Source organism: Dysgonomonas termitidis, assembly GCF_042654545.1.
Classification (GTDB): Bacteria; Bacteroidota; Bacteroidia; order Bacteroidales; family Dysgonomonadaceae; genus Dysgonomonas; species Dysgonomonas termitidis.
On record NZ_JBHSGN010000061.1, the window covers coordinates 1 to 25,213 of the forward strand.

The following is a 25,213-nucleotide window of genomic DNA, read 5'->3' on the forward strand; positions in this document are numbered from 1 at the left end:
TTTTTACATAATCACTAACCAAGATAACTATTACATTAATCAACAACATGTTATTAAACCGGATAAATATAATCGTCCAAAAGCACCAAATCGTCATCGTCCTATACCAAACTCATAAGTAAGTTTCAGTGCCAGCCCATGATATGTTGGTTTAACGCCAACTCTTTCCCTTGGCTCAGTCTCTGACCATTCATAGTATTTTGCATTTTGGTAAGAATAAACCAACCCAATATTCCAGGCGCTCTTCCCTTTCTTCGCCATACTCATTCCCAGCGACGTGCTGAAATAAAAGCCTTTACCCATAGCGACTGAATATCCGACTTTTACATCCCAAAAAGGAGTTGTGTTCTCATCAAGAAAATTAATTCGGGGATTGATAAAGACAGGGAGGGATGAATCCTTCTTGTTCAGAGTCATTGCATAACTGGTTCCCACTCCCACATAAAAAATCGGATTAAACTGATATCCCATAGATGTACCGTATTCGAAGCGATAGTTCTTTATCTGGCCGATGCCATGTATATAAGCATAATCAAGAAAAACCCGGAATCCTTTTATTTCGCGATTCCATATCTTTTCCCGCCGCTTAGGCCTTGGAACAGCAAAGGGATCAAAATACTCATCCGGGCTTGCAGCCCTGGTCCCATCGATCATAACAGGCTGATCAACCATCACAGGCATCGGTAAATTACCTCCCGGCTGTTGAACTTGCCTCAGAATATCCTCATGCGGTGATTGCTCCGGGGTCAAACTTTGTGTAGGATTTGAAGGCATGCCTACAGCACCTCCGGCCACCGGTTGCGGTTGCCCCTTTTTCTTTGAATTAGGACTGCCCTCTATATATTTTTGCGGATCGGTTTTCGATAACTCCCCCATTCAGTTCCGCTAAAATGTCCTTCCTCTATTTTTTTTATATCCCCCTGTTGATATATTACTATATTCTCTTTCTGCGAAATACTATCTGTGATTTTTACACTTATAGTTCCGAATTGCCGCTTAACCAGTTTTCCTTTTATCGTTTTACCATTTTTCAGATATATAATATCCAGTCTTTCCACCTTGACAGAATCCTGAGAATAAACCAAACATATACTATAAATGAAAAATATTAAGAAAATTGTTATTTTATGCATAGTAACAGATATTTTCAGTTGATTAATACGATAATAAATATAGCGTAAACTGACAAAAAATCAAAATGACTTTAATTATTATACGATAAAATCAATGTAATTATTATCACCTGTCAGAAAAAATATAATTTTATAAAATACAAGATAAATAGATTTGATTATAATTAATATCTTTGCTGCTCTAAAACATTATAGATAAAGTTTTTTTATTTCGATCACATGTAATAGCTAAAAAATACACCAAATATATACTTTGATTTACTTTATAATATAACATCATACATGAAAACGTCTCTTTTATCTAAAATCACAATTCTGGCTATTGCTTCATTAGTACTACTTGCATCCTGCAAAGACAAGAAGCCCCAATTTACTATCGAGGGGAAAATAAGTAATGCCGATACAACTATACTCTATCTGGAGAAAAGGTCTCTTACCGAAACAACTATAATCGATTCTGTAAAATTAGATAAAGACGGAAACTTTAAATTCACAGAGGTAAATGTTGGCTATCCTGAATTCTATTTACTAAAGCTAAACGGGCAAACAGTCAATTTAGCTGTAGATTCCATAGAAACCATTACAGTGAATGCTCCTAAAGAAACTTTCGCTATGGATTACACAGTTGAAGGCTCTAATAGTTCGGCTAAAATTAAAGATATTGTTTTAGCTCAAAACAAGTTAAGCCAGACTTTTTCCGAATTGAAAAAGAAATTTGAGAGCAAAGAGATATCACAGGATGAATATATCGCAGCTGTGCAAAATGGAGTGAATGAGTATAAAACCAAAGCAAAAGACCTCATATATTCCGATTATAAAAGTTTAGCCGCATATTTTGCGCTTTTCCAAAAGGTAGATAATTATTTGATTTTCGACCCGTACAACAAAAAAGATATCGCTGCATTCCAAGCTGTCGCTACAGTATGGGACACACAATATCCGGCATCTCCCCGCACCGCTAATCTAAAAAACTTCACCTTATCCGCTCTGTCCGAAATCCGCAAAGCGGCAAGCCAGGAAGAAGCTATAAACAGAATAGCAGCATCGGAAGTTACGGACCATAGTACTTATTATGACATCACTTTACCGGATATGCACAATAAGAAGATAAGCATGTCTTCATTGAGAGGAAAAGTCGTTATACTGGATTTCACAGCATACCAAACAGACTTTTCACCGGCTCACAATATTCTGATCAATAAAGCTTATGAAAAGCACAAAGGGAATGTCGAGGTATATCAGGTTTCATTCGACACCGATCTGCATGCATGGCAAAACAGCGCAGTAAATCTGCCCTGGGTTTGCGTAAGAGAGGACAAATCATTGGCATCCGACCTACTGACCAAATACAATGTACAAGGATTCCCCACTACTTTCATTATCAACAAAAAAGGCGAGATCGTAAAAAGGGTATTATCCACGGATGATTTGTCTTCTGAAGTTCAAAAATTATTATAAAAGTTTGCTAAATATTTTGACGGTATAAAAATTATACCTTATCTTTGCTTACAATAGATTGAAAAAAGGAAAAGGAGTTCTGGCCTATACGGCAAGGATTCTTTTTCTTTTTGTCGCTTTAAAAATCAAAAGGAATAATAGTCACTAACTAATTTAACTTTAATTACCATGGCTATCACTTACATGACCGAAGACGGTTACAAAAAGTTGAAAGAAGAAATTAACGCTCTGGAGAGCGAGAGGCCGGCTATCTCGAAACAAATAGCTGAAGCCCGTGATAAAGGCGACCTGTCGGAAAACGCCGAATACGATGCCGCCAAAGAGGCCCAGGGTTTGCTGGAAGCAAAAATAGCGCAGATGAAGAATCTGTTGGCAAACGCCCGTATAATAAACGAAGACGCGATAGGAATCGACGTAGTACAGATACTAAACAAGGTAACCATACGCAATACGAAGAACAACCAGCAAATGACATACACCCTTGTAGCTGAAAGCGAGGCCAACCTGAAAGAGCATAAGATTGCCGTAAGCACTCCTGTTGCGCAAGGCCTTATGGGTAAAAAGGTGGGAGATATTGCCGAAATAAAAGTTCCTTCGGGAATGATGAGTTTCGAAATCGTAAACATCTCTATCTAACAACGGATGGCTAGTATCTTTAGCAGAATAGCAGCCGGTGAGATACCTTCTTACAAGGTGGCAGAGAATGACAAATTCTTTGCCTTCCTTGATATAAATCCCATGGCTAAAGGTCACACTCTAATCATTCCTAAACAGGAAGTGGACTATGTATTCGATCTGGACGATGCGACCATAGGCGAGATAAACATCTTTGCCAAGAAAGTCGCCGGAGCCATCGAAAAGGCTGTTTCATGCCAACGGGTTGGAGTTATGGTAGTAGGACTGGAAGTCCCTCACGCACATATACACCTGATTCCGATAAACAAGGAGTCGGACATGCTGCTATCCAATCCCAGAGTAAAGCTGGAGCAAGCCGAGTTTGAAGAGATTGCCCGGACGATTAGAGAAAATATCTGATAAGATTTATTTCAAAACAGGAAGGGCAGGAATCACGAGGTTTCTGCCCTCTTTGTTATGTCTTATTTCTTACTGTATTTCTTGATCCAATCGAGCAAAAGCAAACAGCCGGGGCCCCCTACTCCCCCATGATCGAAGCCCTGAACTTCGTACATGGTCACATCCTTGTTCCCAAACGACTTTAGGATAGCTTCCAGATGCAGATTCTCCTCATAGCGTGCTGTCATCTCCAGATTACGGTCTCCCGAAATTAATAAAACAGGAGGGATACCTGCCCGTGCCTGATTCAATGGTGCATAAGCATCAACGACAGGAAGATTTTGAGGTATTCCCTGTTCTTTCCTTATGGTATAATGCGTATTAGTCTGACCGCTGATAGGCACCAGCCCCTTTATCTTATCCGCATCAATTCCATATTTTTCAAGATAACTCTTATCCAGTCCCACCATAAGAGTCAGATACCCCCCGGCAGAATGTCCCGACACATAAATATCATTTACACTACCGCCATACGAAGCAATGTTTTGGAAAACCCACGCAACAGAAGCGGCAGCATCCTCTATATACGCCGGATTTGTTGCTTTCGGGCTAAGGCGGTAATTGACTGCCACTACCGCTATACCTTTTTCCTTCAGTTCGTTCGGGATATGCTTTTCCCCGCCTTCAAGGCCCCCGCCATGAAACCAGACCACCACAGGAAAATCTTTCTTATCCACAGGATAGTATATATCCAGTTTACAACGCTCCTTACGGTATGCATCCGTCTCGGCAGCACCGGTATAAGGTACATCCTTTTTCAGTTCATATGTATTCTGTGCGGTTATCGCCAAAGCACAGAAAAGGAAAATCACAATCAAACTTTTTTTCATATAGTCAATATATTAATTTAAGATCAGAAATTTGTAGTAACAAAGGTAACATTATTTACAGTCATCAGTTAGCAGTCATCAGTCAACAACTCGTATCTCGTATCTTGTATACTCGTAACTTCCCCAAAAGGTAACAAAGGTTACACATTTTACAGTCAACAGTTAGCAGCCATCAGTCAACAACTTGTATCTCGTGTCTTGTATACTCGTAACTTCCCCAAAAAGTAACAGATGTAACAGTTTTTACCCAATTCTAATATTGTTACCTTTTCTTTCGTTTCCATCTCCCAAAATATCAAAGAACTTATCCGGACAAAACAAATAAGTAAATGATTTGTATCTGTATAGATAAACTTTGAGATATTTTATAAACATTCAACCTTATAAAATAAACCTGTTACCAAAACTTATTTGACCACTCCCCCGCCCAATGCTTTATATAAAACTACCATTGAGGACAATTCATTCAGGATAGCCGTATTAAGGGCTATCTCGGCATCAAAGAACTGACGTTGGGCATCCAGCAGGTCAATATAGCTGATAACGCCGTTTACATACTGCAATTTAGCCAGTTCGTGGTACGATTTGGCCGAATTGTAAAGAGCTTCCTGTGAACGATATACTTCTTTCATCTTATTAAAAGTCACAATGGAATTATTCACTTCCTTAAATGCTTCAAGAACAGACTTCTCGTAAGTATATACCTCTTGTTCGTAAGCGGCTTTTGCCGCACTATGCCGGGCCTTGTTCTTCCCCATATTGAATATCGGCCCTGTAAGAACCCCCGAAATAAACCAGGTAGGGCTTTTCAGGAAATCGGACAGTTCGTCATTCTCTCCTCCCAAGCGCCCTGTCAGGCTCAGGGACGGAAACATCTCCGTATAGGCAATACCTACACGGGCATTCGCCTCTATTAGTTTTTGCTCTGCCTGTATCATATCCGGACGCCGCTTCAGGAGGGATGAAGGCATATCCACAGGCAAGCTCTGAGGAATTAACTGGTGATTTATATCATCGCCTACCCTCGATATAGTACCTGATGGAAATTCTCCGACCAGGACAAACAAATCATTCTCTTTCAGCTTTATTTCATTTTCCAGATTAGGGATCAGGGTTTCGGTACGTGCGAGTTCCACCAGACTTTGCCGGTATGGAATCTCTGATGTCAGACCTCCCTCATACCGCAATTTGGCAAAACGCACTCCCTCCCGCCGGGCTTCCAGTGTTTGTTTTACGATTTCCAATTCACGGTCAAGCGCTTTCAGTTCGAAATAAGATTGGGCTACCTGTGCCACAATGGTCAGGTGCAGGGCTTTTTGCGCCTCTACAGTCTGCATATAAGCGGCCACGCCCGCATCATTTGCCCAGCGGAATTTGCCCCAGACATCCAGCTCCCACGATACGTTCAGGTTTGCCCGCAGTTCGGGCGTATATTTACTATTATCGCCTCCATAATTCAAATATTCTTTCTGCCCGGCAAGTTCTCCCCCTATCCCGGGAAATAAGTCAGCAAAAGATATACGCTTATTGGCAGCCATCTCCTTTATACGGGCCACGGCAACAAGCATATCTTTATTGTGGCCTAGGGCCCTGGTGATCAATCCCTGCAAAACGGTATCGGAATATAATGTACTCCAGCCGATATCGGATGCATCACCGGTAGCCATACTCCCGGTTTCGAAAGCCCGGGGCACATCCATCCGTGGCTGCTCATATTTTTGTCCTATCTTACACGACGATAAAACGATTGCAGATATGATCAATATATATTTGAGTTTACTCATTTTCATTCCTTTTTATCAGCTTTTTAATTTTCAAGAACTTAGGAAATTTCAATTCGGGTATTCTTAGTTTTTCCTTAAATTTATAGACTAACACAAAGAAAAACGGTACCAGAATTATACCAAAGGTGATGGCTACAATCATACCGAAAAATACGCCCGTACCAATTGAATGCCTGCTTGCAGACCCCGGACCTGAAGCTATCACCATAGGCAGCATACCCAGCACAAAAGCCAGCGATGTCATCAGAATAGGACGAAAGCGCAGTTTTGCCGCCTGCATAGCCGCAAATATGGGTTGCATGCCCGCATCCACCTGTTCTTTCGCAAATTCAACTATCAATATGGCATTTTTCGCGGCAAGGCCGATAAGGGCAACCAGACCTATCTGAAAATAAATATCATTGTCAAGCCCTAAAACCCATATACCCAAGAATGCGCCCAATGCCGCAATAGGTAATGACAGCAAAACTGAAATAGGTACCGTCCAGCTTTCGTACAAAGCGGCAAGGAAAAGGAATACGAAAAGAAATACAAGTCCCAGCACAACTCCCGTCTGGCCGCTGGCCTTTTGTTCCTGAAATGACAACCCGCTCCATGCCACAGCTATGTTGTCGGGCAAACGGTCTTTGGCTATGCGCTGTATTTCATTCATTACCTGTCCCGAACTGTGCCCGGCGGAGGGAGTCACCTGCATAGAGGCAGATGTGTACATATTGAATCGTGTGATATTACCCGGCCCGGTGGTGTAGCTTGTTTTTCCTAAGGCCGTAAGAGGAACCATATCGCCCGTTTTAGTCTTGACGAAGAACAGATTTATATCGTTAGCTGTGGCCCTGTATGATTGGTCGGCCTGTATATAAACTTTATATATACGGTTAAACATATTGAAGTCATTCACATACACCGAACCCAGATAGGCCTTCATTGTAGAGAATATGTCCGACATAGGCACCCCCAGCAGCATGGCCTGATCCCTGTCCACATCAAAATACAACTGCGGGATTTCAGATTGCAAGGAGGATGACACATTCGATATCAACTTCGATTTCTCCGCATAATACATGAATGTATCCGTAGCCGCTATCAGATCGTCCCATTGTGCGTCCGACCTTGCCTGTAGTTTCATTTCCACCCCCCCGGCTGACCCTAACCCCGGGATAACAGGCGGACGGGAGACAAACGACCTGATCTCCGGATAATTATAAAATTCTTTCTGTACATCGCGCATTACTTCATCTACACCTTTTTTCCTTTCCTTCCACGATTTCAGTATCACAGTAAGCGTAGTGCGCCCTTGATTTGTACCTACCCGGGGACTGGAGCCTGTCACATTCTGCACATACTCGACATCGTCGAGAGAGTCTACATATCCGATAGCCCTGTCCGTTACAGTGCGCATACGCTCCAAAGTAGTTCCTTCAGGCATTTCAAGTTCTACTGTAAAATAACCCTGATCTTCCTGCGGTATAAAACTGGTAGGAACAACCTTATTCAACACAAATATAAAAACCATAACCATCCCGAAGCCCACTAAAACACGGCGGGGATTACTGATAACCTTCATCAGTATATTCGCGTATTTACTATTTCCGGTAGCTAACCAGTTATTTATCTTACGGAAAACAACATTCTTCTTTTTACCTTCCTCCTCGGGACGCAGGATCAAGGCACACATGGCAGGACTTAATGTTAGTGCAACCACTGCCGATATCAACACGGAAACGACTATCGTCACCGAAAACTGCCTGTAAAGCGAACCTGTAATACCATCGAGAAAACTAACAGGTACAAATACGGCGGCCAATACCAGAGACGTAGCGATCAGCGCTCCGGCCAGCTGATTCATAGCCAGATGTGTTGCTTCCCTCGCCCCGATCTTCTTTTCTGCCATAATCCGCTCCACATTCTCCACAACCACAATCGCATCATCGACAACAATACCGATAGACAGCACCAACCCTAACAGGGTCAACATATTCAGGGAGAAACCCATCGCCAGCATAAAACCGAAGGTACCTATCAGGGATATCGGAACCGCGACAATAGGAATGATAGAGGCACGCCAGTTTTGTAACGAAAGGAATACAACTATAATAACAAGCGCCAAAGCCTCAAATAACGTTTTATACACTTCATGGATGGACTCCCCGATATACTCCGTCATATCGAAAGGAATCAGATAATCAAGCCCTTCGGGGAAATCTTGTTTTATCTGTACCATAGCTTCTTTCACCTCTTCGGCCACTTCCATGGCGTTGGCGCCCGGAAGCATATATATGCTAAGCATCGTGGCATATTTCCCGTTCAGTCCGCTTTCGGTACTATAAGATGACGCTTCTAGAGAAACCCTTGCTACATCACGCATACGGATAAACGATCCGTCATTGTTGGCCCTCACTACAATATCCTCGAACTGGCTGACCGTAGACAAACGCCCTTGTGCTGTAATAGGCATCGCCACATCGACATTCACAATGGGCTGCTTACCCAATTCTCCTGCCGCCGACTCTCTGTTCTGGTCTTTCAATGCATCCTGCAGATCTTTTATCGTCAAGCCGAAACTAGCCAGCCGATCGGGATATACCCAGATCTGCATACCGTAATAACGGCTACCGACATTGGATACACGCCCTACTCCGGGAATACGCCTGATTACATCGAGTATATTTATAGTGGCATAATTACTCAGGTATATCTCATCATATTTGGGATCATCCGAAGTCAGGGCAATGGTCAATAACTGCCCCGGCGCCTGCTTTTCTACTGTGATGCCACTTTGTAACACCTCGGCAGGCAAGCGGCTCTCGGCGAGCTTTACCCTGTTTTGTATCTCAACCGCCGCAAGGTCTGCATTTGTATTTACATCGAATGTTACAGTTATAGACAATCCCCCGGAATTGGAACTGCCCGACTCCATGTAAATCATACCCGGAGTACCGTTCAATTCCTGTTCTATCGGGGTTGCCACAGCCTGCGACACAGTTGTGGCGTTCGCCCCGGGATAAGATGCGCCGATCTTTACCACCGGAGGCGTTATCTGCGGATATTGCTCTATAGGCAATAATACCAAACCTATAATACCGGTTATAACTATCAATAAAGAAAGTACGGTAGATAAAACAGGCCTTTCTATAAAAAATCCGGGCTTCATTATTTATCCTCCTTCTTTGTTTCTTTATTTTTTTCCTGATCCATTATTTTTTGCTCTTCATCTTTTGTGCGGGGAATCACTTTCTGTCCCTGTGCCAGTTTCTGATATCCTTCAATCACAATATTTTCCCCTACCGAAAGCCCACGGGTAACAACAATCTTGTTGTCCTGTTCAGGGCCGGTTTCTATATAACGCTTTTCCACTATGTTATTAGGGAAGACAACATATATAAAGGCGCCGCCCTTTTCTATCAGAATCGCTTTCCGGGGAACAACGACTACATTTTCCAAGACATCGAGTAATAGTTTGACCCGTGTAAATTGTCCGGGAAGAAGTACCTGGTTAGGATTCGGCAATTCGGCACGCACACCGAATGTACCGGTTTTCGGGTCCACTTGCGGTGATGCGAAGTCGACAATACCTTTCTCATTATAGACCGAATTATCTGCCAGTGTTACTACAACAGTGGGCTGCCATGAGCGGGTAGTGTCGAGTTCTCCGAGATGCACGTTCCGTCTCTGGCTACGCAGGTAATCGAGTGATGTAAGCTTAAAGTCGACAAGTACCGTATCGCGCTTAACAACGGTTGCCAGTAAAGACTTCGAATTGCCTACCAGCGTCCCTATATCCACATAGCGTTCACTTATATAGCCTGACAATGGAGAACGAACCACAGTATAGCTAAGCTGTAGTTCGGCCTGCTCCAAATCAGCCTTGCTCATCGCAACATCGGCCCTGGCCATATTCAATGCTGCTACTGCATTATCCAGATCGAGCCGGCTGGCGGCATTCTGATTATATAACGGTTCTATACGCCTGAGGTCGCTCTCTGCTTTCAGTTCCTTGGCCTCATCCCTTTTCAGTTGCGCTTTTGCCTTTTCTACCCTTGCCTTATAAGTTTTATCGTTTATATAAAACAGCGGTTCGTTAGCCTTCACTTCCTTGCCTTCACTGAAAGTCATCTTTTCGAGGAAACCTTCTACCCGGGCGTGTATCTCTACATTACGGGAAGCCCTGATCAAACCTACATATTCTCCATAAATTTCGATATTGTCCGTTGCTACGGGTTCTACTTCAACAATCGGGGATTCGACTGAAGCCTTCTTACATGCACTCAACAATACAGTGCAAAGTAAAGTTACAGTTAAAGTACGTCTAATGTTGTTCATATATAATATGTTGCAGCATACCGACTTAATAGCATGCTATTTTTGTCTTTCATCATTTATAAGACACAATGCCAGGCATCATCTTTACGAAAACACCGGGCATTTTACTCAAGTAAAGAACACTTTCTACAGATGAATTGTTTACAGTATAAACAACTCCAAATATGTGCAAATTTATAGAATATTGATTAAACTTTAACTTAATCATTTCATAAATAGTATGAATACCGGTCTTAAACGAGCCTAAAATTCAAGAATAAAGAGATATTACACACGTGCAATCGTTTGCATAACAAAAAGGTAACATTTACGTATTCTTTTAAGCCAAAACAAGATAGGACTTCTCATATTTGTATCGTGAATGTAAGATAACCATGAAACAAGATGATTATTTCTATCCATTTTAATTTAATCAGATCAATTTGAAATATACACTGGTGAAACAAAACCCTCTTTTGATGCTTATGCAGAAAAAATCACAAAATAGAACATTTTTACCTTCCGGTTTTCGCTCTGAAAATTTGGAAGTTAGCCTTATTTTGCTAGAGAGAGAGAGAGAGAGAGAGAGAGAGAGAGAGAGAGAGAGAGAGAGAGAGAGAGAGAGAGAGAGAGAGAGAATAACTTCTTATACCAAACAATATACTTTACCTCAAATAGCTGAACAGTCTATTTGAGGCTAAGCTATTTATGCATATATCAACAGAACAGAAGCTAGTTCCTGATAGTCAGGCCAATTCTATAGACAAATCAATTTATAAAATAAATCAATATTAATAAAAGTTAATCCTTAATATTATTTCGCATGGAAAGAAAGAGAAAGAGCAGATGCGCAAAAATATTCCTGATTATTATGTTAGGAATAATCACTTTGTCATCAAGTATGCATGCCCAAGGCGGCACTATTACAGTAAAAGGAAATGTGAAAGACAGCAATGGCGAACCTATCATTAGCGGTAGTGTTGTTGTTAAAGGTACAACAGTAGGTACTGTCACAGATTTAGATGGAAATTACGAACTTAAGGCACCGGAAAATGGTACATTAGTTTTTTCATATGTTGGTTTTACTACACAGGAAATACTAATTGCCGGAAAAACAACTATTGACGTTGTAATGAGCGAAGATGCCGAACTCTTGAAAGAAGTTGTGATAATCGGGTATGGCAGTGTAAAGAAAGAAGACCTCACAGGTTCAGTAACAGCCATCTCGGCTAACTCCCTGGCTAAAGGGATGGCGACTTCAGCCTCTGACCTGCTTATAGGTAAAGCCCCCGGCGTAAGTGTCGTCACAGACGGTGGTGCCCCTGGATCAGCGGCTAAAATACGCATCCGTGGAGGTTCTTCGATGAAAGCCAGTAACGATCCTCTGATTGTTATCGACGGCGTACCGGTAGACAATACAACATCTATAAATGGTATGGCCAATCCGCTGGCATCAGTCAATCCTAATGATATTGAGAGCTTCTCTGTATTAAAAGACGCTTCTGCCGCTGCGATCTACGGTTCTCGCGCTTCAAATGGAGTTATTATCATTACTACGAAAAAAGGAAGCTCCGGCAAACCGAAAATCAATTACAACGGAACATTCTCCATCAGTAGTAAAACAGACGATATCGATGTGATGAGTGCTGATAACTTCAGGAATTTTGTAAAATCGAAATATGCTGAAGGCAGCAGTCAGGTAAATGCACTTGGAACAGCCAACACAAATTGGCAGGACGAAATATTCCGTACAGCATTCAGTACAGACCATAATCTAAGCGTAGCCGGAGCTGCAGGAAACTTCCCTTACCGTGTATCAATCGGTTACACAAACGAGAACGGTATTCTGAAAACATCTTATATGGATCGTTGGACCGGATCGCTGAATTTAAATCCGAAGTTTTTTGACAATCATTTGACTGTACAACTTAGTTTAAAAGGAATATACAATACAAACCGTTTCGCTGATACAGGAGCAATTGGCGCCGCAGCAGAATTTGACCCTACCCAACCTGTATATAATAGCGAAAGCAAATATGGCAACGGGTATTATATGTCTCTTAAAGAGGACGGTACTCCTATCGATATAGGTTTGGCGAATCCAGTGGCAACTCTGAATCAAAAAAGAGATGCATCCAGGGTAAAAAGAAGTATTGGAAATATACAATTTGACTATAAGATGCATTTTCTTCCCGATCTGAGGGCAAATCTTAATCTGGGATATGATATATCTAACAGTATCGGTTGGATCAGTATAGAAGACAACTCTCCATTGAGCTGGGTAACAGGAAACTTCAAAACAGGATTTGGAGAGAACAGAGACTATAAGCAATTGAAACGCAACCAGCTGATGGATTTCTACCTCAACTATGTGAAAGAATTAGGCAGTCACAAGTTTGATGTTATGGGCGGTTATTCATGGCAATATTTCTACAGATCAGAATCTAATATTTATCCATATTCTGAAGCTAAGCAAAACGAATTTGGAGCACCATATTATAAAGATGGTGACAGTTTCAAAACAGAAAATTATCTGATATCTTACTTCGGACGCTTCAACTATACATTTGCAAACCGCTATTTATTAACAGCCACACTCCGTAATGACGGATCATCACGCTTTAGCAAAGATAACCGCTGGGGATTATTTCCTTCTGTAGCTCTAGCTTGGCGGATAACAGAAGAATCATTCATGAAGAACCAGAATTTACTTTCTGATCTGAAACTTCGCCTGGGATATGGTATCACCGGACAACAAAATTTAGGAACCGGAGATTATCCTTATATGGCTAAATACCAATATAGCAAACCAGGAGCAAACTACTACTGGGGAGATGAAAAAGTACAATTGATCCGTCCTAACGCTTACGATTCGGAATTGAAATGGGAAGAAACTACCACTTATAATATCGGTTTGGACTACGGATTTCTTGGCAACCGTATATCAGGAGCTGTAGACCTGTACTATAGAAAGACTAATGATATGTTGAATGAGATACCTATACCTGCCGGATCTAACTTTAGCAATGTACTATTGACCAATATCGGAAACATGACCAATAAGGGTATTGAATTTAATATAACTGCCCGTCCGATTGAGACAAAAGATATTAACTGGTCCCTGTCATATAATGTTTCCTATAATAAAAATGAAATTACAAAACTAGCCGAAGATCCGACCAGCATATTCAGATGGGGAGGTATCACCGGAGGTACAGGTAACCAGGTATTAGTACACAAGACCGGCCAACCTTACGGTACATTCTATGTTTATGAACAAATATATGATACCGATGGCAAGCCTATAGAAGGAGCTTATGTAGATCAGAATAACGATGGTGTAATAGACGGAGAAGATCTACGTCCATATAAGAAAGCTTCACCTGACGTATACATGGGATTATCATCTCAATTTTCTTATAAGAACTGGGATTTCAACTTTGCATTGCGTGCCAGTTTCGGAAATTATGTATACAACAATATTCAGTCAAACCGTGAAGCTTATGGCGGAGCTTGGTTGATGGACCCTACCGGATTCCTTAAAAACAGGGTAAGCAGCGCATCTTATACCAATTTCAGCCAGGCACAGTTTATCTCTGATTACTATATACAGAATGCATCTTTCCTGAGAATGGACAATATCTCTTTAGGATATACATTCCTGAAGCCATTCAAAGGATTGGAATCGGCACGTCTGTATGCAACCGTTCAGAATCCTTTTATTATCACCAAGTATAAAGGCTTGGACCCTGAGTTCAATAACGATGGTATAGACAATAATATCTATCCTCGCCCACGTATTTATATGCTTGGTTTAAGTCTCAATTTTTAACATTAAACAGATTAGAACATGAAATCACTGAAATATAAATTTATGACTGTTATGGCTGTTGCCTTAAGCACATTGGCTATAACATCATGTACAGACGATTTAAACACACTGCCTATCGATCCCAATGAAGTAGTTGGCGAAACTGTATATGGTAAAGAAATAGGGGCCTATAAGTCCGGATTGGCCAAAATATATGCAGGTTTGGCTATTTCGGGAAATAAAGGAGGAGACGATGAATCGGATGTAGCCGGAGTAGACGGGGGTAGCCAGGCCTCATTCCTTCGCGGATTATGGAACCTGCAGGAACTTCCCACAGATGAAGCTCACTGCTGCTGGGGAGACATCGGTATAAACGATTTTAATACCCTTGCATGGAATTCTACCAATGTTTTCGTTAAAGGTATGTATTACAGGCTATACTATCAGATAAATCTATCGAATGAGTACCTTCGTGAAACATCAGAAGATAAACTATCGTCAAGAGGTGTAGAGGAAAGTGTAAAATCAGAGATACGCGTTCTACGTGAAGATGCGCGTTTTATGAGAGCATTGGCATATTATTATCTATTGGATATGTTCCGTAATGTACCATACGTTACAGAAGAAAGTGTTGTAGGAAAAGAATCCGCACCTCAGATAATGGCCAAAAATTTATTTGCGTATATTGAAAAAGAGCTTATTGAATGCCAAAACGGCTTATTAGATCCTTTTGTTGGATACAACAGCAAAAATTATGGGCGTGTAACCAAAGCCGCCGCATGGTCTCTTCTTTCACGCTTATATCTGAATGCCGAAGTATATACCGGGGAGAAAAAGTACACGGAAAGTCTGACATACAGCAAACAGGTATTAAGCGTAGGATATGAACTCGAACCAAAATATGCAGACATATTCAAGGCCGACAATGGTAAATCCAGAGAAATGATTTTCCCGATACGCTATGAGGGTGCAGACACTCAGACATGGGGTGGAATGACATTCCTTCTTTGTAGTACAGTACCTTCAGCTATGCAGGCCGATATTAACGCACAAGGTGCATGGCAAGGTAACCGCGCCCGGGTTTCATTACAGGAAACATTTACCAAACAAAGTAATAATAGCAAAGACATCCGTTATAATATGCTATATCCTGCTTTGGCTGATAACATAAATATTGTAGACCCTTCTAATTACAAGAACGGTATACCTGTGGTAAAGTTTTCCAATGTTAACAAAGACGGATCTTTACCGGCAAGCAATATTGCATATACAGATTTTCCTTTATTCCGTTTAGGTGAAATATACCTGAATTATGCCGAAGCAGTTCTCCGTGGAGGAACCGGGGGATCAGAAGCTACAGCCCTCACCTATATAAACGATCTTCGTAAACGTGCTTACGGCAACGATGTAAGCGCCGAAATAAGCCAATCGAATCTCACATTAGACTTTATTTTAGACGAAAGGGGACGTGAATTATTCTATGAGGCTCAACGCCGTACAGACCTTGTACGTTTCGATAAACTGACCACTGGAACTTATACATGGCAATGGAAAGGCGGAACATATACGGGAAGATCTGTTGATAAGAAATTCAACATATACCCTATTCCGGCTGATGATATGGGAGCCAACCCTAATCTGACTCAGAATGAAGGCTATAATTAACCATCTCTAAACAAAAAAAAACACATCAGAATATGAAAAAGTTAAATATACTACTGACTAGCTTCATCGCTCTGTTCATCTTTGTTGCCTGTTCCAACGACGATGATCATATAAAGCTGAATGAGGGTAATCTTATTTCACCTACCCTCACCGAATTTGAAAGCCAACAAGATTTTGTTGTAACAGCTTCTACAAATCAAAAGGATGTAATTGGTAATATAAAATGGACTGAAGCCTCTTTTGGTATAAATTCTCCGGTTACATATGCGATTGTGGCCGACACATTGGAATCAATGGCTACCGAAGTACAAATCACCACATTCTCGACTTTTGATGAAAAACAAGATATTACAATCGAGATGTTGAACGGAGCAGCCTCATCCATGACCAAAGAGTCCAAGCCTGTTAAACTATATGTAGCAGTAAAAGCATACCTGGGTACTACAGGCGATTTAGCCGCACTTTATACTGCTGTTAAATCGGTTTCTTTCACTTGTTATTTCTTCAACCCTAAAGATCCTCTTTATATTGTAGGTGATGGATTAGTAGGCTGGGGTAATGACGTAGCTAATATAGGCAAAGACTTACAAATATTCTTTGCTAATAATAGTGGAAAATCTGATTTGATCTACACTTATACAGGATTCTTCCATGGAGGTAAAGGTCTGAAGTTCCCTACTCTTGCCGGAGACTGGGAAAAGGCTTATGGAACTAATGGAGCAACACTTGTACCAAATGGTGGAGGCGATTACACTACCCCTGCTACAGATGGCCTCTATACATTAACTGCGAACTTAAATACACTGAGTGTATCCATGACTCCATATACAGGAGAAACAAAAACTTATACGTCTATCGGTATTGTAGGCGATGCAGCCAATGGATGGCCTGGTGATGATAATATTACCGATATAGAGATGACACAGGTTGTTGCTCATGTATGGGTGGCTACTGATGTAGACCTGAAAGGTGATAAAGTAATGAAGTTCAGGGCAGAGAAGAAATGGGATACCAACTGGGGCGCACCGGATGAGCAGGAATTACCATTTGCATTAGGAAGACCAAATGGAGCCGATATAAAAATATCAAAATCAGGCAAATATTATATTGCACTGAATGACCTGACAGGACATTATGCTATAATACTTGCAGACGATCTTCCTAAAAAGAAAGACTAAAATAAAAATACTCTGTTTCGGAAAAGTGGGGATATGTCCCCACTTTTTCTTTTTGGTCCCTTGCAAACGTTTGCAAACTTTTTAGCCCGCTTTAATAATTGCACAGACTACTATTAACTCTTTAAAAGCGTTTCTTTGCTGTGTAAAACTTTTAAAAGAATCATGAAGAAAGTAATAAGTATTTCCATTTTTATCGGCTTTTGTTTAATATTCCAGACAATGAAAGCACAGGACCTAAAATCACCGGATGGCAATCTCACCCTGAAATTCTCTATCCAGAACGGAGGCGTTCCTACATATGCTCTAATATACAAGGACAAAGATGTTATAAAAACATCCAAACTCGGGCTGGAGCTCAAAGATGACAGTGACGCGCATACAGACTTCAGCGACTTTTCCGTAAAACAAAAAGACAATAACTCAAGTGAAGATAAAGTATCTTTACTGAACGGCTTTGAAATAACAGATATTAAAACCGCTACATTTGACGAATCATGGAAACCGGTTTGGGGAGAAGTAAGCCAGATCCGTAACCATTATAACGAACTAGCCGTTACTCTAAACCAGAAATCGACAGACAGACATATCGTTATCCGTTTCCGTTTGTTCGATGACGGGCTGGGATTCCGTTATGAGTTCCCTGAGCAAAAAAATCTCACATACTTCGTAATCAAAGAAGAAAGAACCCAGTTTGCCATGGCCGGAGATCACAAAGCTTTCTGGATTCCGGGCGATTATGATACACAGGAATATGATTATACAACATCTAAGCTATCCGAGATCAGAGGATTAATGAGTAAAGCTATTACACCGAATTCATCTCAGACTCCTTTCTCTGAGACAGGGGTGCAAACTGCATTAATGATGAAAACCGACGATGGCTTATACATTAATCTGCACGAAGCGGCATTGATCAATTACTCTTGTATGCATCTCAATCTGGATGATAAGAATATGATATTCGAATCATGGCTTACTCCCGATGCACAAGGTTACAAAGGCTATATGCAGGCACCATGCCATACGCCGTGGCGTACAGTTATCGTAAGCGACGATGCCCGCAAGGTACTGGCTTCACACACCACACTCAACCTGAATGAGCCCTCTAAAATAGAAGATACATCATGGATCAAACCTGTAAAATATGTCGGTGTGTGGTGGGAAATGATTACAGGCAAAAGCACTTGGGCATACACTGACGACGTGTACAGTGTACAACTGGGTGTTACCGATTATAGTAAAACCAAGCCAAATGGCAAACATGCAGCTAATACTGCACATGTGAAAGCATATATAGACTTTGCTGCATTACACGGTTTCGACGGTGTACTTGTAGAAGGTTGGAATGAAGGATGGGAAGACTGGTTTGGCAAATCGAAAGATTATGTATTCGACTTTGTGACTCCTTATCCCGACTTTGATGTCGAAGAACTTAATGCGTATGCAAAAAGTAAAGGAGTGAAAATCATGATGCATCACGAGACTTCATCGTCTGTGCGCAATTATGAACGTCACTTGGATAAGGCTTATCAATTTATGGTAGACAATGGGTACAATTCCGTAAAAAGCGGTTATGTCGGCAATATTATTCCCCGTGGCGAACATCATTACGGGCAATGGATGGTAAACCATTACCAGTATGCTTTCGAAAAAGCTGCCGGTTATAAGATCATGGTAAATGCTCACGAGGCAGTACGTCCGACAGGTGTATGCCGTACATGGCCAAACCTTATAGGAAACGAATCGGCCCGCGGGACAGAATACCAGGCATTCGGCGGTAATAAGCCCAACCATGTTACCGTACTTCCGTTCACCCGCCTTATCGGAGGCCCGATGGATTATACTCCGGGTATCTTCCAGATGGATATAAGCAAGTACAACCCCGGAAACAATTCACATGTAAACAGTACACTGGCCAATCAACTGGCACTGTATGTAACCATGTACAGCCCGTTACAGATGGCTGCCGACCTGCCCGAAACATACAATCAATATCTCGATGCATTCCAGTTCATTAAAGATGTTGCTATAGACTGGGACGAAAGCAAATATCTGGAAGCCGAACCCGGTGAATATATTACAGTTGCCCGTAAAGCAAAGAATTCAAACAACTGGTTCGTAGGTAGTGTATGTGGAGAGAACGGACGCACATCAAATATCACATTCGAATACCTGGACCCGGCTAAAACATACATCGCAACTATATACAGCGATGCGAAGGACGCTCACTATAAAACAAATCCTCAGGCATACACTATCCGCAAAGTAGTGGTAACGGGCAAGTCGAAGTTATCGCAGCTATGCGCACCTGCCGGAGGTTACGCCATCAGCATTACAGAAGCTGATAAGGCGCAAACAAAAGGATTGAAAAGACTGTAAAAGGTTAAGATTCTAAATTGGTTATCAAATGGTTGAAAAAACGCTCCCGGTTGGGAGCGTTTTTTATTGCTTTAAGCTATCTAATAATTCAAACATTTGTTCTTTTTCCTCCGGCAACAGATACCATTTATTTTCAAATTTGGCTTTTCCAAGTTCTTTCCATACAGATATCCAGCTGTTATGATCCTGCGTCTTACCCTTATAATGCATCGTTATCATATAATCGGGAGCAACCATTTTCACCATGATACCGCTATTGTTCCACGCAGTGTCATTCACCAGCTGTGACAACATCTCTCCTACCCGTCCTCTGTCTGTATCTCCTATTTGGATTTTCAGCTCATCCTTATCTGTATAGATAATTGTCATTGAATCCACCGACGTATAATCCAGATTCAGTTTCATCGTATCTGCAATTGCAACCGTATTCTCCTCACCTTGCACATTCTTCTTTGAAGAACTACAGGCAGAGAGGCCGGTTAGTAAAGCCAACCCGCAAACAGGCAGCACCTTAACGATATTTCTTACTTCCATCTTTATTAATTAATTATTTACTCGTCATTATCTTCAATACCAGCTTATCAGTTTCCTGCATACCAACAGCACCAATACTGGTAAGATTTTCAATTGTTTTATCTACATCATCATCCACAATACCCTCCAAAGATGATACTACTTTATGCTCCATAGCCATGATAGCAGAAAGTACCGCAGTGGATACGCCACTCGATATCTTAAGAGCACAACTGGGTTTTGCTCCGTCGCAAATCATACCAGTTATATTTCCCACCATATTTTTCACGGCAAAGGTGACCTGACTGTAATTACCGCCCATCAGATGAGTAATACCACAACTTGCCCCTGTTGCCGCAGCCACACAACCACACAGGGCTGAGAGACGGCCTAATTTCTGTTTTATATACACTACAGTCAGATGGCTAAGTATCAATGCCCTGACAAGTTCATCTTCCGTACAATTGGTATCTTCTGCAAAAGTAAGTACAGGCAGGGTCGCCGTAATCCCCTGATTTCCGCTGCCGGAATTACTCATCACAGGAATCATCGCTCCATCCATACGGGCATCGCAAGCTGCCGCCGTATATGACATCATATGCGAAAGCATGGAATCTCCGAATATCTTTTTACCTAAAGTCCCTGTTACCGTTTTGGCAACATTGTGTCCATAATTACCTTCATTGGAAAGGTTAGAGGCTTCCCTATTCAGTTCCGCAGCCTGAAGAATAAACCGTATATCATCAACCGGAACAGCAGTAGCGAACTCATATACCTTTGCGAAGGTCAGTGCTACTTCTTCTTTACACACATCGCCATTATCACAACAAGCCTCATCGCAAAGTATATCTCCGTTTATGGCTATATATGAAAAATTTGTATGCATGCCACGAATGATGGCTTCAGCCTCATCCACCCCTGCCATACAATGTACCTCTATGTACAGGCTGTCTGCTATATTTTCTTTCAGGGTTATTTCTAAACGTTTTTCGGATATATATTGTTTTCCTTGTACAACATCCTCCGGTGTAAGATCTTTCAGTACCTGCAGGCCATATTCACTCTTTCCGATAAGCGCTCCCAAAGCCACAGCTATAGGCAGTCCTACCATCCGGGTTCCCGGAATCCCCACCCCCATAGCATTCTTCAATACATTGGCACTCAGATACACCTTTATCTTTTCTGGCTGTTTTCCAAGAACTTCTGTTGCTTTTGCCACACACAATGATACTGCAATAGGTTCGGTACAGCCGATGGCCGGAACAACCTCTTTTTTAATCAAACTGACAATTTGTTCTTTTTCTAATGGGTCCATCATGGCTTATCTTTATATTTTAGATTATAAATACAAAGATATTGAATTAATGATGTCATTAATCTTAAAGGATATATAAATTGCAGATTAGAGTCTCATTACTTCTACAACTATATAAAGAAGCCATTCTGATTGTTCTGTGCAATTCCAGCCTATTATTTGGTCTATGACTGTTAATATGTTATTTTTGTATGACAAAACTTTTATGTGCTGATGAAATGAGTGCCAAGAAAAAAATATATGCCATAATCAACCCGAAATCGGGAACATCATCGAAGCAAAACCTTCCTCACAAAATAGCGGATATGTTTGATGCCCGCAAATTCGATATCCATATATTTATTACCGGTTATGCCGGACATGGCTCAGAGATCGCCAAACAAGCTATCAAAGATAAAGTGGACTATGTGATTGCCGTAGGCGGTGATGGTACAGTAAACGAAGTAGCTCGCACATTAGTCAATTCCGACACGGCTTTAGGCATCATCCCAATGGGGTCCGGCAATGGCCTGGCCCGTGACCTGAATATTTCGATCGATGCAAAAAAAGCAATGGCTGTTATTCTGGACGAAAATATCATATCCATCGACTATGGAATGGTAAATGACCGCATATTCTTCTGTACCTGCGGTGTAGGCTTTGACGCGGAAGTGGCCGCAATGTCCTCAGGTAAAAAGACAAGAGGCTCGTTTATGTACTTCAAGAATATGCTTGAGACCTTTATCCGGCAGAAGCCCGAAACCTATGAAATAATATGCCCCGAGGGTACTATAAAAGACAAAGCATTTGTGGTTACCTGCGCTAATGCTTCACAATATGGGTACAATGCGCATATAGCCCCCCACGCCGACATACAGGACGGCATGATGAATATCGCCATATTAAAGCCGTTATCTATCCTTGATGTTCCGCAAACATCCCTGCAACTATTTACAAAGAAAATAGATGAGAGCAGCAAAATGATCGAACTGATTACCAATGAGGTCACAATCAGGCGCGAAAATGAAGGAATGATGCATATAGACGGTGACCCCGTGAAAATGGGCAAGGAGATACATGTAAAGATCATCCCGCAGGGATTAAAAGTATTAGTACCTGCAAACCCGCCTAAGAAACACCCCTTAGACCCTCAGGAAATATTAATGCGGATAGCGGATACATTCCTCTGAAAAGAAGCGTCAAAAATTCAGGTTAAACGATATCCTGAAGCCATCCTTATCTACATTCGGATGATCGAGATAGTTTATCCTGCGTACATAGTCGATACGGAACAGCTTAAATATATTTTCTATCCCTATATTATATTCCATATACGGACCTCTGCTTGTGGTATATGTATCCTGCGGAAAGATCAGCAGATTCCTGTTGAGCTCCGGATTGTTCTTATTACTCAATGAACCGATAAAACCACGGAAGCCAAATACTTCGCGCCACTTCAGGACTTTAATGAAAGGAACCCTATTGAGGAACCATCCACCCATATGATAATATATTTCCCATGAAGCCTGCGCATCGTGTACAAATTCGAGAGGCTCTATCAGATAGTAGTTCCCCCGCTGTATAGTATATGAACTATTGGCGCTGGGCGTTATCAAAAACGGGAATGGTGTCTCACCCCATATTTTTTCAGCCTGCGCTGTCAGATAGAGCTTACCGTATGGTGCAACCCAAAACTGTTTGGATATGGCCAGAGATGTTTTATTGTAATTATACTGACCTCCTAAGATGTCTTCAAGAGCCATGGTATGCGTCAGGTTCATCACCAGCCGCGGCGAAGGTATAGAGTGCCTCTTCCTACGCTGCTGAAAGAATTTTTCATTCGGGGCATAGCGTAGGGCAAGCATGGCCTCGGTGGTCTTTACCCTGTCCACTGCATATATATTACCATTTTCATCCATTTTTTCAAATACGATATTGGCAGCGGGACGTTCATCAAAGGTCTGCCCGGTAAGTTTAAATGAGAACCCGCCATAAAACTCTTTATCCCAGGCAATCTGAGTCTGGCGGTTATATGTCATTTTAGAATTACCCGATGCTTGTATCGACATCAGTATATTGTCCCGTTCGGCCTGCGTGTAGCGTTGGCCTAATGTATTTATATCATATTTATAGGCAACTATCAGGTTATTCTTCGGATATTCATCTTTGTGCTTCTCTACCTTGTCGAAAGCCCACGTAACTTCGCCGTAATATTTAAACTCTTCATCCCTTGTTCCGTAAGCTCCATAACCATAGAAGAAAAGATTCTGATGGAAATTCTTCGTAGTAGATAGTGTCATACGGAAGCGATTACCTTCTGTTTTATTGAAACTGTAGAATGTAGGAATAGTCCCTATCTCCAGCTTATTTGTCTCAGGGTCCTTCGAGGTAGGAAAGTAGCCGGTGGACAGGATATCACCGGTTCTCAATAGTATTTTGAACAGTAATATTTTATTTACATCTTCCAACATTTGATCCATCCGGTAGTCTTTCTTATGTTCAGCCGGCCGGTTATCTGCCCAGAAATTTTTATCTCTTCTCAAATAGTCTTTTTCAAATACCTCGGGGGCAGTGAGAGCAAAAACCGGGTCCATAGGCTGATTTTCGACAAAATCCACATAAGTCCGGGTTTTATCTATATAGAACTTGACAAGATCGGCCATAGTAACATCGATAGCCATACGCTCCTCCAAAGGAATCCACTTATTATCTGCCGTTTTCTTATAATCGTGCTGAATAACAAGTTCCTGAACAAAGTTTATATTCATTTTCTTCGGAGTCCTTATCACAGCTCTCTTTACTGCATACATGCTGTCAAGAGAGATATACAGATTGCCTGTAAAACCGATATCACGGGAATTGAAAGGAGCAAAATCAAGTTTTACATAACGGTCCTTGTCTATGGTCACCGTATCCGACAGGTACCATCTGTAAAAATTAACGGCACTATGCTCGCTCAACGGACTCACAAAGGGCTGTAGCAGCAGATTGATAGAATTATCATATATAGATATATCTTTAAACACTTCCTTGATAATGGCATCAAGCCCTTCTGTATCGAATGTCTTATCCAATCCTTCTATATGATAGCCTTTTACAATACGTTTGGTCGAATTATTTTCTTTTTTATAAAATACATCGGAAATCCTTTCCCTTATAGAGAAAGGCAGTATGATTTTATTATCGATCATTGATGTATCTGCATAATTGGGCAGGAACTTATATTTTTTCAGCAAAGGCATATCCGGATGATACTCATTCAGTGCAAAAAATATCCGTTCATATTCCTTATACTGGTAATAACTGAGATCTGTTATATTATTCTCATTTTTGTGAGCGATCACTTTTTTAATCAATTCGACTGCAGGATTATTCTTCTTGGAATATTTCTCTTTCTGCGGGCGGACAATGACCTCTTTCAATAATTTATCTTCCGGTTCGAGACTTATTTCTATTGTTGTAGTTTTACCTATAGGAATCGTTATCGTTTCGGACTTATATCCCAGAAGAGAAGCTGTAACAGATGTATAATTCCCTCTGTTACTCAATCTGAATTCACCCTCTTCATCCGAAAATGTACCGATAGTCGTCTTATCGAATACGACCGTAACAAAAGGTAATTTTTCCTTGGTTATTGCATCTCTGACGGTACCACGTACCGTAGTGAGCGACTGGGCACATACTGTACCACAAATGATGAAAAAGAAAGACAATAGGAGCATTATCTTCCTTCTGCTAATATATTGTGGTATTTCACTCATTCAGTTAAAACGTTTTTTCTTTTTTGTTCCTTAG

Annotated in this window: 18 protein-coding genes; 9 read left to right on the forward strand and 9 right to left on the reverse strand. The window is 41.3% G+C overall.

The window, feature by feature from the left end; translation table 11 throughout:
* Positions 1-93 precede the first annotated feature (93 nt).
* Positions 94-876 carry a hypothetical protein gene (locus tag ACFO6W_RS07990; protein WP_379995098.1) on the reverse strand — a complete coding sequence of 261 codons (783 nt, stop codon included), beginning with the start codon at positions 874-876 and terminating at the stop codon, positions 94-96.
* The gene (locus ACFO6W_RS07995) at positions 837-1,133 is read right to left on the reverse strand and encodes a hypothetical protein (protein WP_379995100.1); all 297 of its coding nucleotides are present in this window, start codon (positions 1,131-1,133) and stop codon (positions 837-839) included. Before ACFO6W_RS07995 ends, ACFO6W_RS07990 begins: the two co-directional genes overlap by 40 nt.
* A gap of 282 nt (positions 1,134-1,415) precedes the next feature.
* Here ACFO6W_RS07995 and ACFO6W_RS08000 point away from each other — a divergent pair, with 282 nt between their 5' ends.
* The 3 genes from ACFO6W_RS08000 to ACFO6W_RS08010 all read left to right on the forward strand — a co-directional run bounded on the left by ACFO6W_RS08000 (position 1,416) and on the right by ACFO6W_RS08010 (position 3,626).
* On the forward strand, positions 1,416-2,591 hold the full coding sequence (locus ACFO6W_RS08000) for a thioredoxin-like domain-containing protein (protein ID WP_379995102.1): 1,176 nt from the start codon (positions 1,416-1,418) through the stop codon (positions 2,589-2,591).
* A 168-nt stretch (positions 2,592-2,759) separates the two neighbouring features.
* A complete protein-coding gene (gene greA, locus ACFO6W_RS08005) occupies positions 2,760-3,227 on the forward strand; it encodes a transcription elongation factor GreA (RefSeq protein WP_379995104.1) in 468 nt (155 codons plus the stop codon).
* 6 nt (positions 3,228-3,233) lie between these two features.
* The gene (locus ACFO6W_RS08010; RefSeq protein WP_379995106.1) at positions 3,234-3,626 is read left to right on the forward strand and encodes an HIT family protein; all 393 of its coding nucleotides are present in this window, start codon (positions 3,234-3,236) and stop codon (positions 3,624-3,626) included.
* Between the two features lie 62 nt (positions 3,627-3,688).
* On the opposite strand, the gene ACFO6W_RS08015 is transcribed toward ACFO6W_RS08010, so the two are convergent.
* From ACFO6W_RS08015 to ACFO6W_RS08030, 4 genes are all read right to left on the reverse strand, one after another.
* Positions 3,689-4,495, reverse strand: coding sequence for an alpha/beta hydrolase (locus ACFO6W_RS08015; RefSeq protein ID WP_379995108.1), 807 nt, complete (start codon positions 4,493-4,495; stop codon positions 3,689-3,691).
* 407 nt (positions 4,496-4,902) lie between these two features.
* Complete coding sequence (locus ACFO6W_RS08020; RefSeq protein WP_379995110.1) at positions 4,903-6,279, reverse strand: efflux transporter outer membrane subunit; 1,377 nt, start codon at positions 6,277-6,279, stop codon at positions 4,903-4,905.
* On the reverse strand, positions 6,272-9,430 hold the full coding sequence (locus ACFO6W_RS08025) for an efflux RND transporter permease subunit (protein ID WP_379995112.1): 3,159 nt from the start codon (positions 9,428-9,430) through the stop codon (positions 6,272-6,274). The genes ACFO6W_RS08020 and ACFO6W_RS08025 overlap by 8 nt, the downstream gene beginning before the upstream one ends.
* The gene (locus tag ACFO6W_RS08030) at positions 9,430-10,599 is read right to left on the reverse strand and encodes an efflux RND transporter periplasmic adaptor subunit (protein ID WP_379995114.1); all 1,170 of its coding nucleotides are present in this window, start codon (positions 10,597-10,599) and stop codon (positions 9,430-9,432) included. Before ACFO6W_RS08030 ends, ACFO6W_RS08025 begins: the two co-directional genes overlap by 1 nt.
* Positions 10,600-11,021: 422 nt before the next feature.
* Here ACFO6W_RS08030 and ACFO6W_RS08035 point away from each other — a divergent pair, with 422 nt between their 5' ends.
* The 5 genes from ACFO6W_RS08035 (at position 11,022) to ACFO6W_RS08055 (ending at position 19,611) form a co-directional block, all read left to right on the forward strand.
* Positions 11,022-11,273, forward strand: a complete 252-nt coding sequence (locus ACFO6W_RS08035; protein WP_379995116.1) for a hypothetical protein — start codon at positions 11,022-11,024, stop codon at positions 11,271-11,273.
* A gap of 128 nt (positions 11,274-11,401) precedes the next feature.
* Positions 11,402-14,410, forward strand: a complete 3,009-nt coding sequence (locus ACFO6W_RS08040; RefSeq protein WP_379995118.1) for a SusC/RagA family TonB-linked outer membrane protein — start codon at positions 11,402-11,404, stop codon at positions 14,408-14,410.
* Positions 14,411-14,428: 18 nt separating this feature from the next.
* On the forward strand, positions 14,429-16,054 hold the full coding sequence (locus tag ACFO6W_RS08045; RefSeq protein ID WP_379995120.1) for a RagB/SusD family nutrient uptake outer membrane protein: 1,626 nt from the start codon (positions 14,429-14,431) through the stop codon (positions 16,052-16,054).
* 32 nt (positions 16,055-16,086) lie between these two features.
* The gene (locus ACFO6W_RS08050) at positions 16,087-17,232 is read left to right on the forward strand and encodes a SusE domain-containing protein (protein ID WP_379995123.1); all 1,146 of its coding nucleotides are present in this window, start codon (positions 16,087-16,089) and stop codon (positions 17,230-17,232) included.
* Between the two features lie 162 nt (positions 17,233-17,394).
* Positions 17,395-19,611 (forward strand): glycoside hydrolase family 97 protein, encoded by a 2,217-nt coding sequence (locus ACFO6W_RS08055; protein ID WP_379995125.1) that lies wholly within the window; start codon positions 17,395-17,397, stop codon positions 19,609-19,611.
* A 63-nt stretch (positions 19,612-19,674) separates the two neighbouring features.
* On the opposite strand, the gene ACFO6W_RS08060 is transcribed toward ACFO6W_RS08055, so the two are convergent.
* Together ACFO6W_RS08060 and ACFO6W_RS08065 are read right to left on the reverse strand one after the other, a co-directional pair.
* The gene (locus tag ACFO6W_RS08060; protein ID WP_379995127.1) at positions 19,675-20,145 is read right to left on the reverse strand and encodes a hypothetical protein; all 471 of its coding nucleotides are present in this window, start codon (positions 20,143-20,145) and stop codon (positions 19,675-19,677) included.
* A gap of 13 nt (positions 20,146-20,158) precedes the next feature.
* Positions 20,159-21,439 (reverse strand): L-cysteine desulfidase family protein, encoded by a 1,281-nt coding sequence (locus ACFO6W_RS08065; protein ID WP_379995191.1) that lies wholly within the window; start codon positions 21,437-21,439, stop codon positions 20,159-20,161.
* A gap of 191 nt (positions 21,440-21,630) precedes the next feature.
* On the opposite strand from ACFO6W_RS08065, the gene ACFO6W_RS08070 reads away from it, so the two are divergent.
* Entirely contained in the window at positions 21,631-22,608 is a 978-nt protein-coding gene (locus ACFO6W_RS08070; RefSeq protein WP_379995129.1) for a diacylglycerol/lipid kinase family protein, read from the forward strand.
* Between the two features lie 9 nt (positions 22,609-22,617).
* Here the strand turns inward: ACFO6W_RS08070 and ACFO6W_RS08075 are convergent, their stop codons facing one another.
* Positions 22,618-25,179: a DUF5686 and carboxypeptidase-like regulatory domain-containing protein gene (locus ACFO6W_RS08075; RefSeq protein WP_379995131.1), complete on the reverse strand. Its 2,562-nt coding sequence runs from the start codon at positions 25,177-25,179 to the stop codon at positions 22,618-22,620.
* Positions 25,180-25,213: the final 34 nt, after the last annotated feature.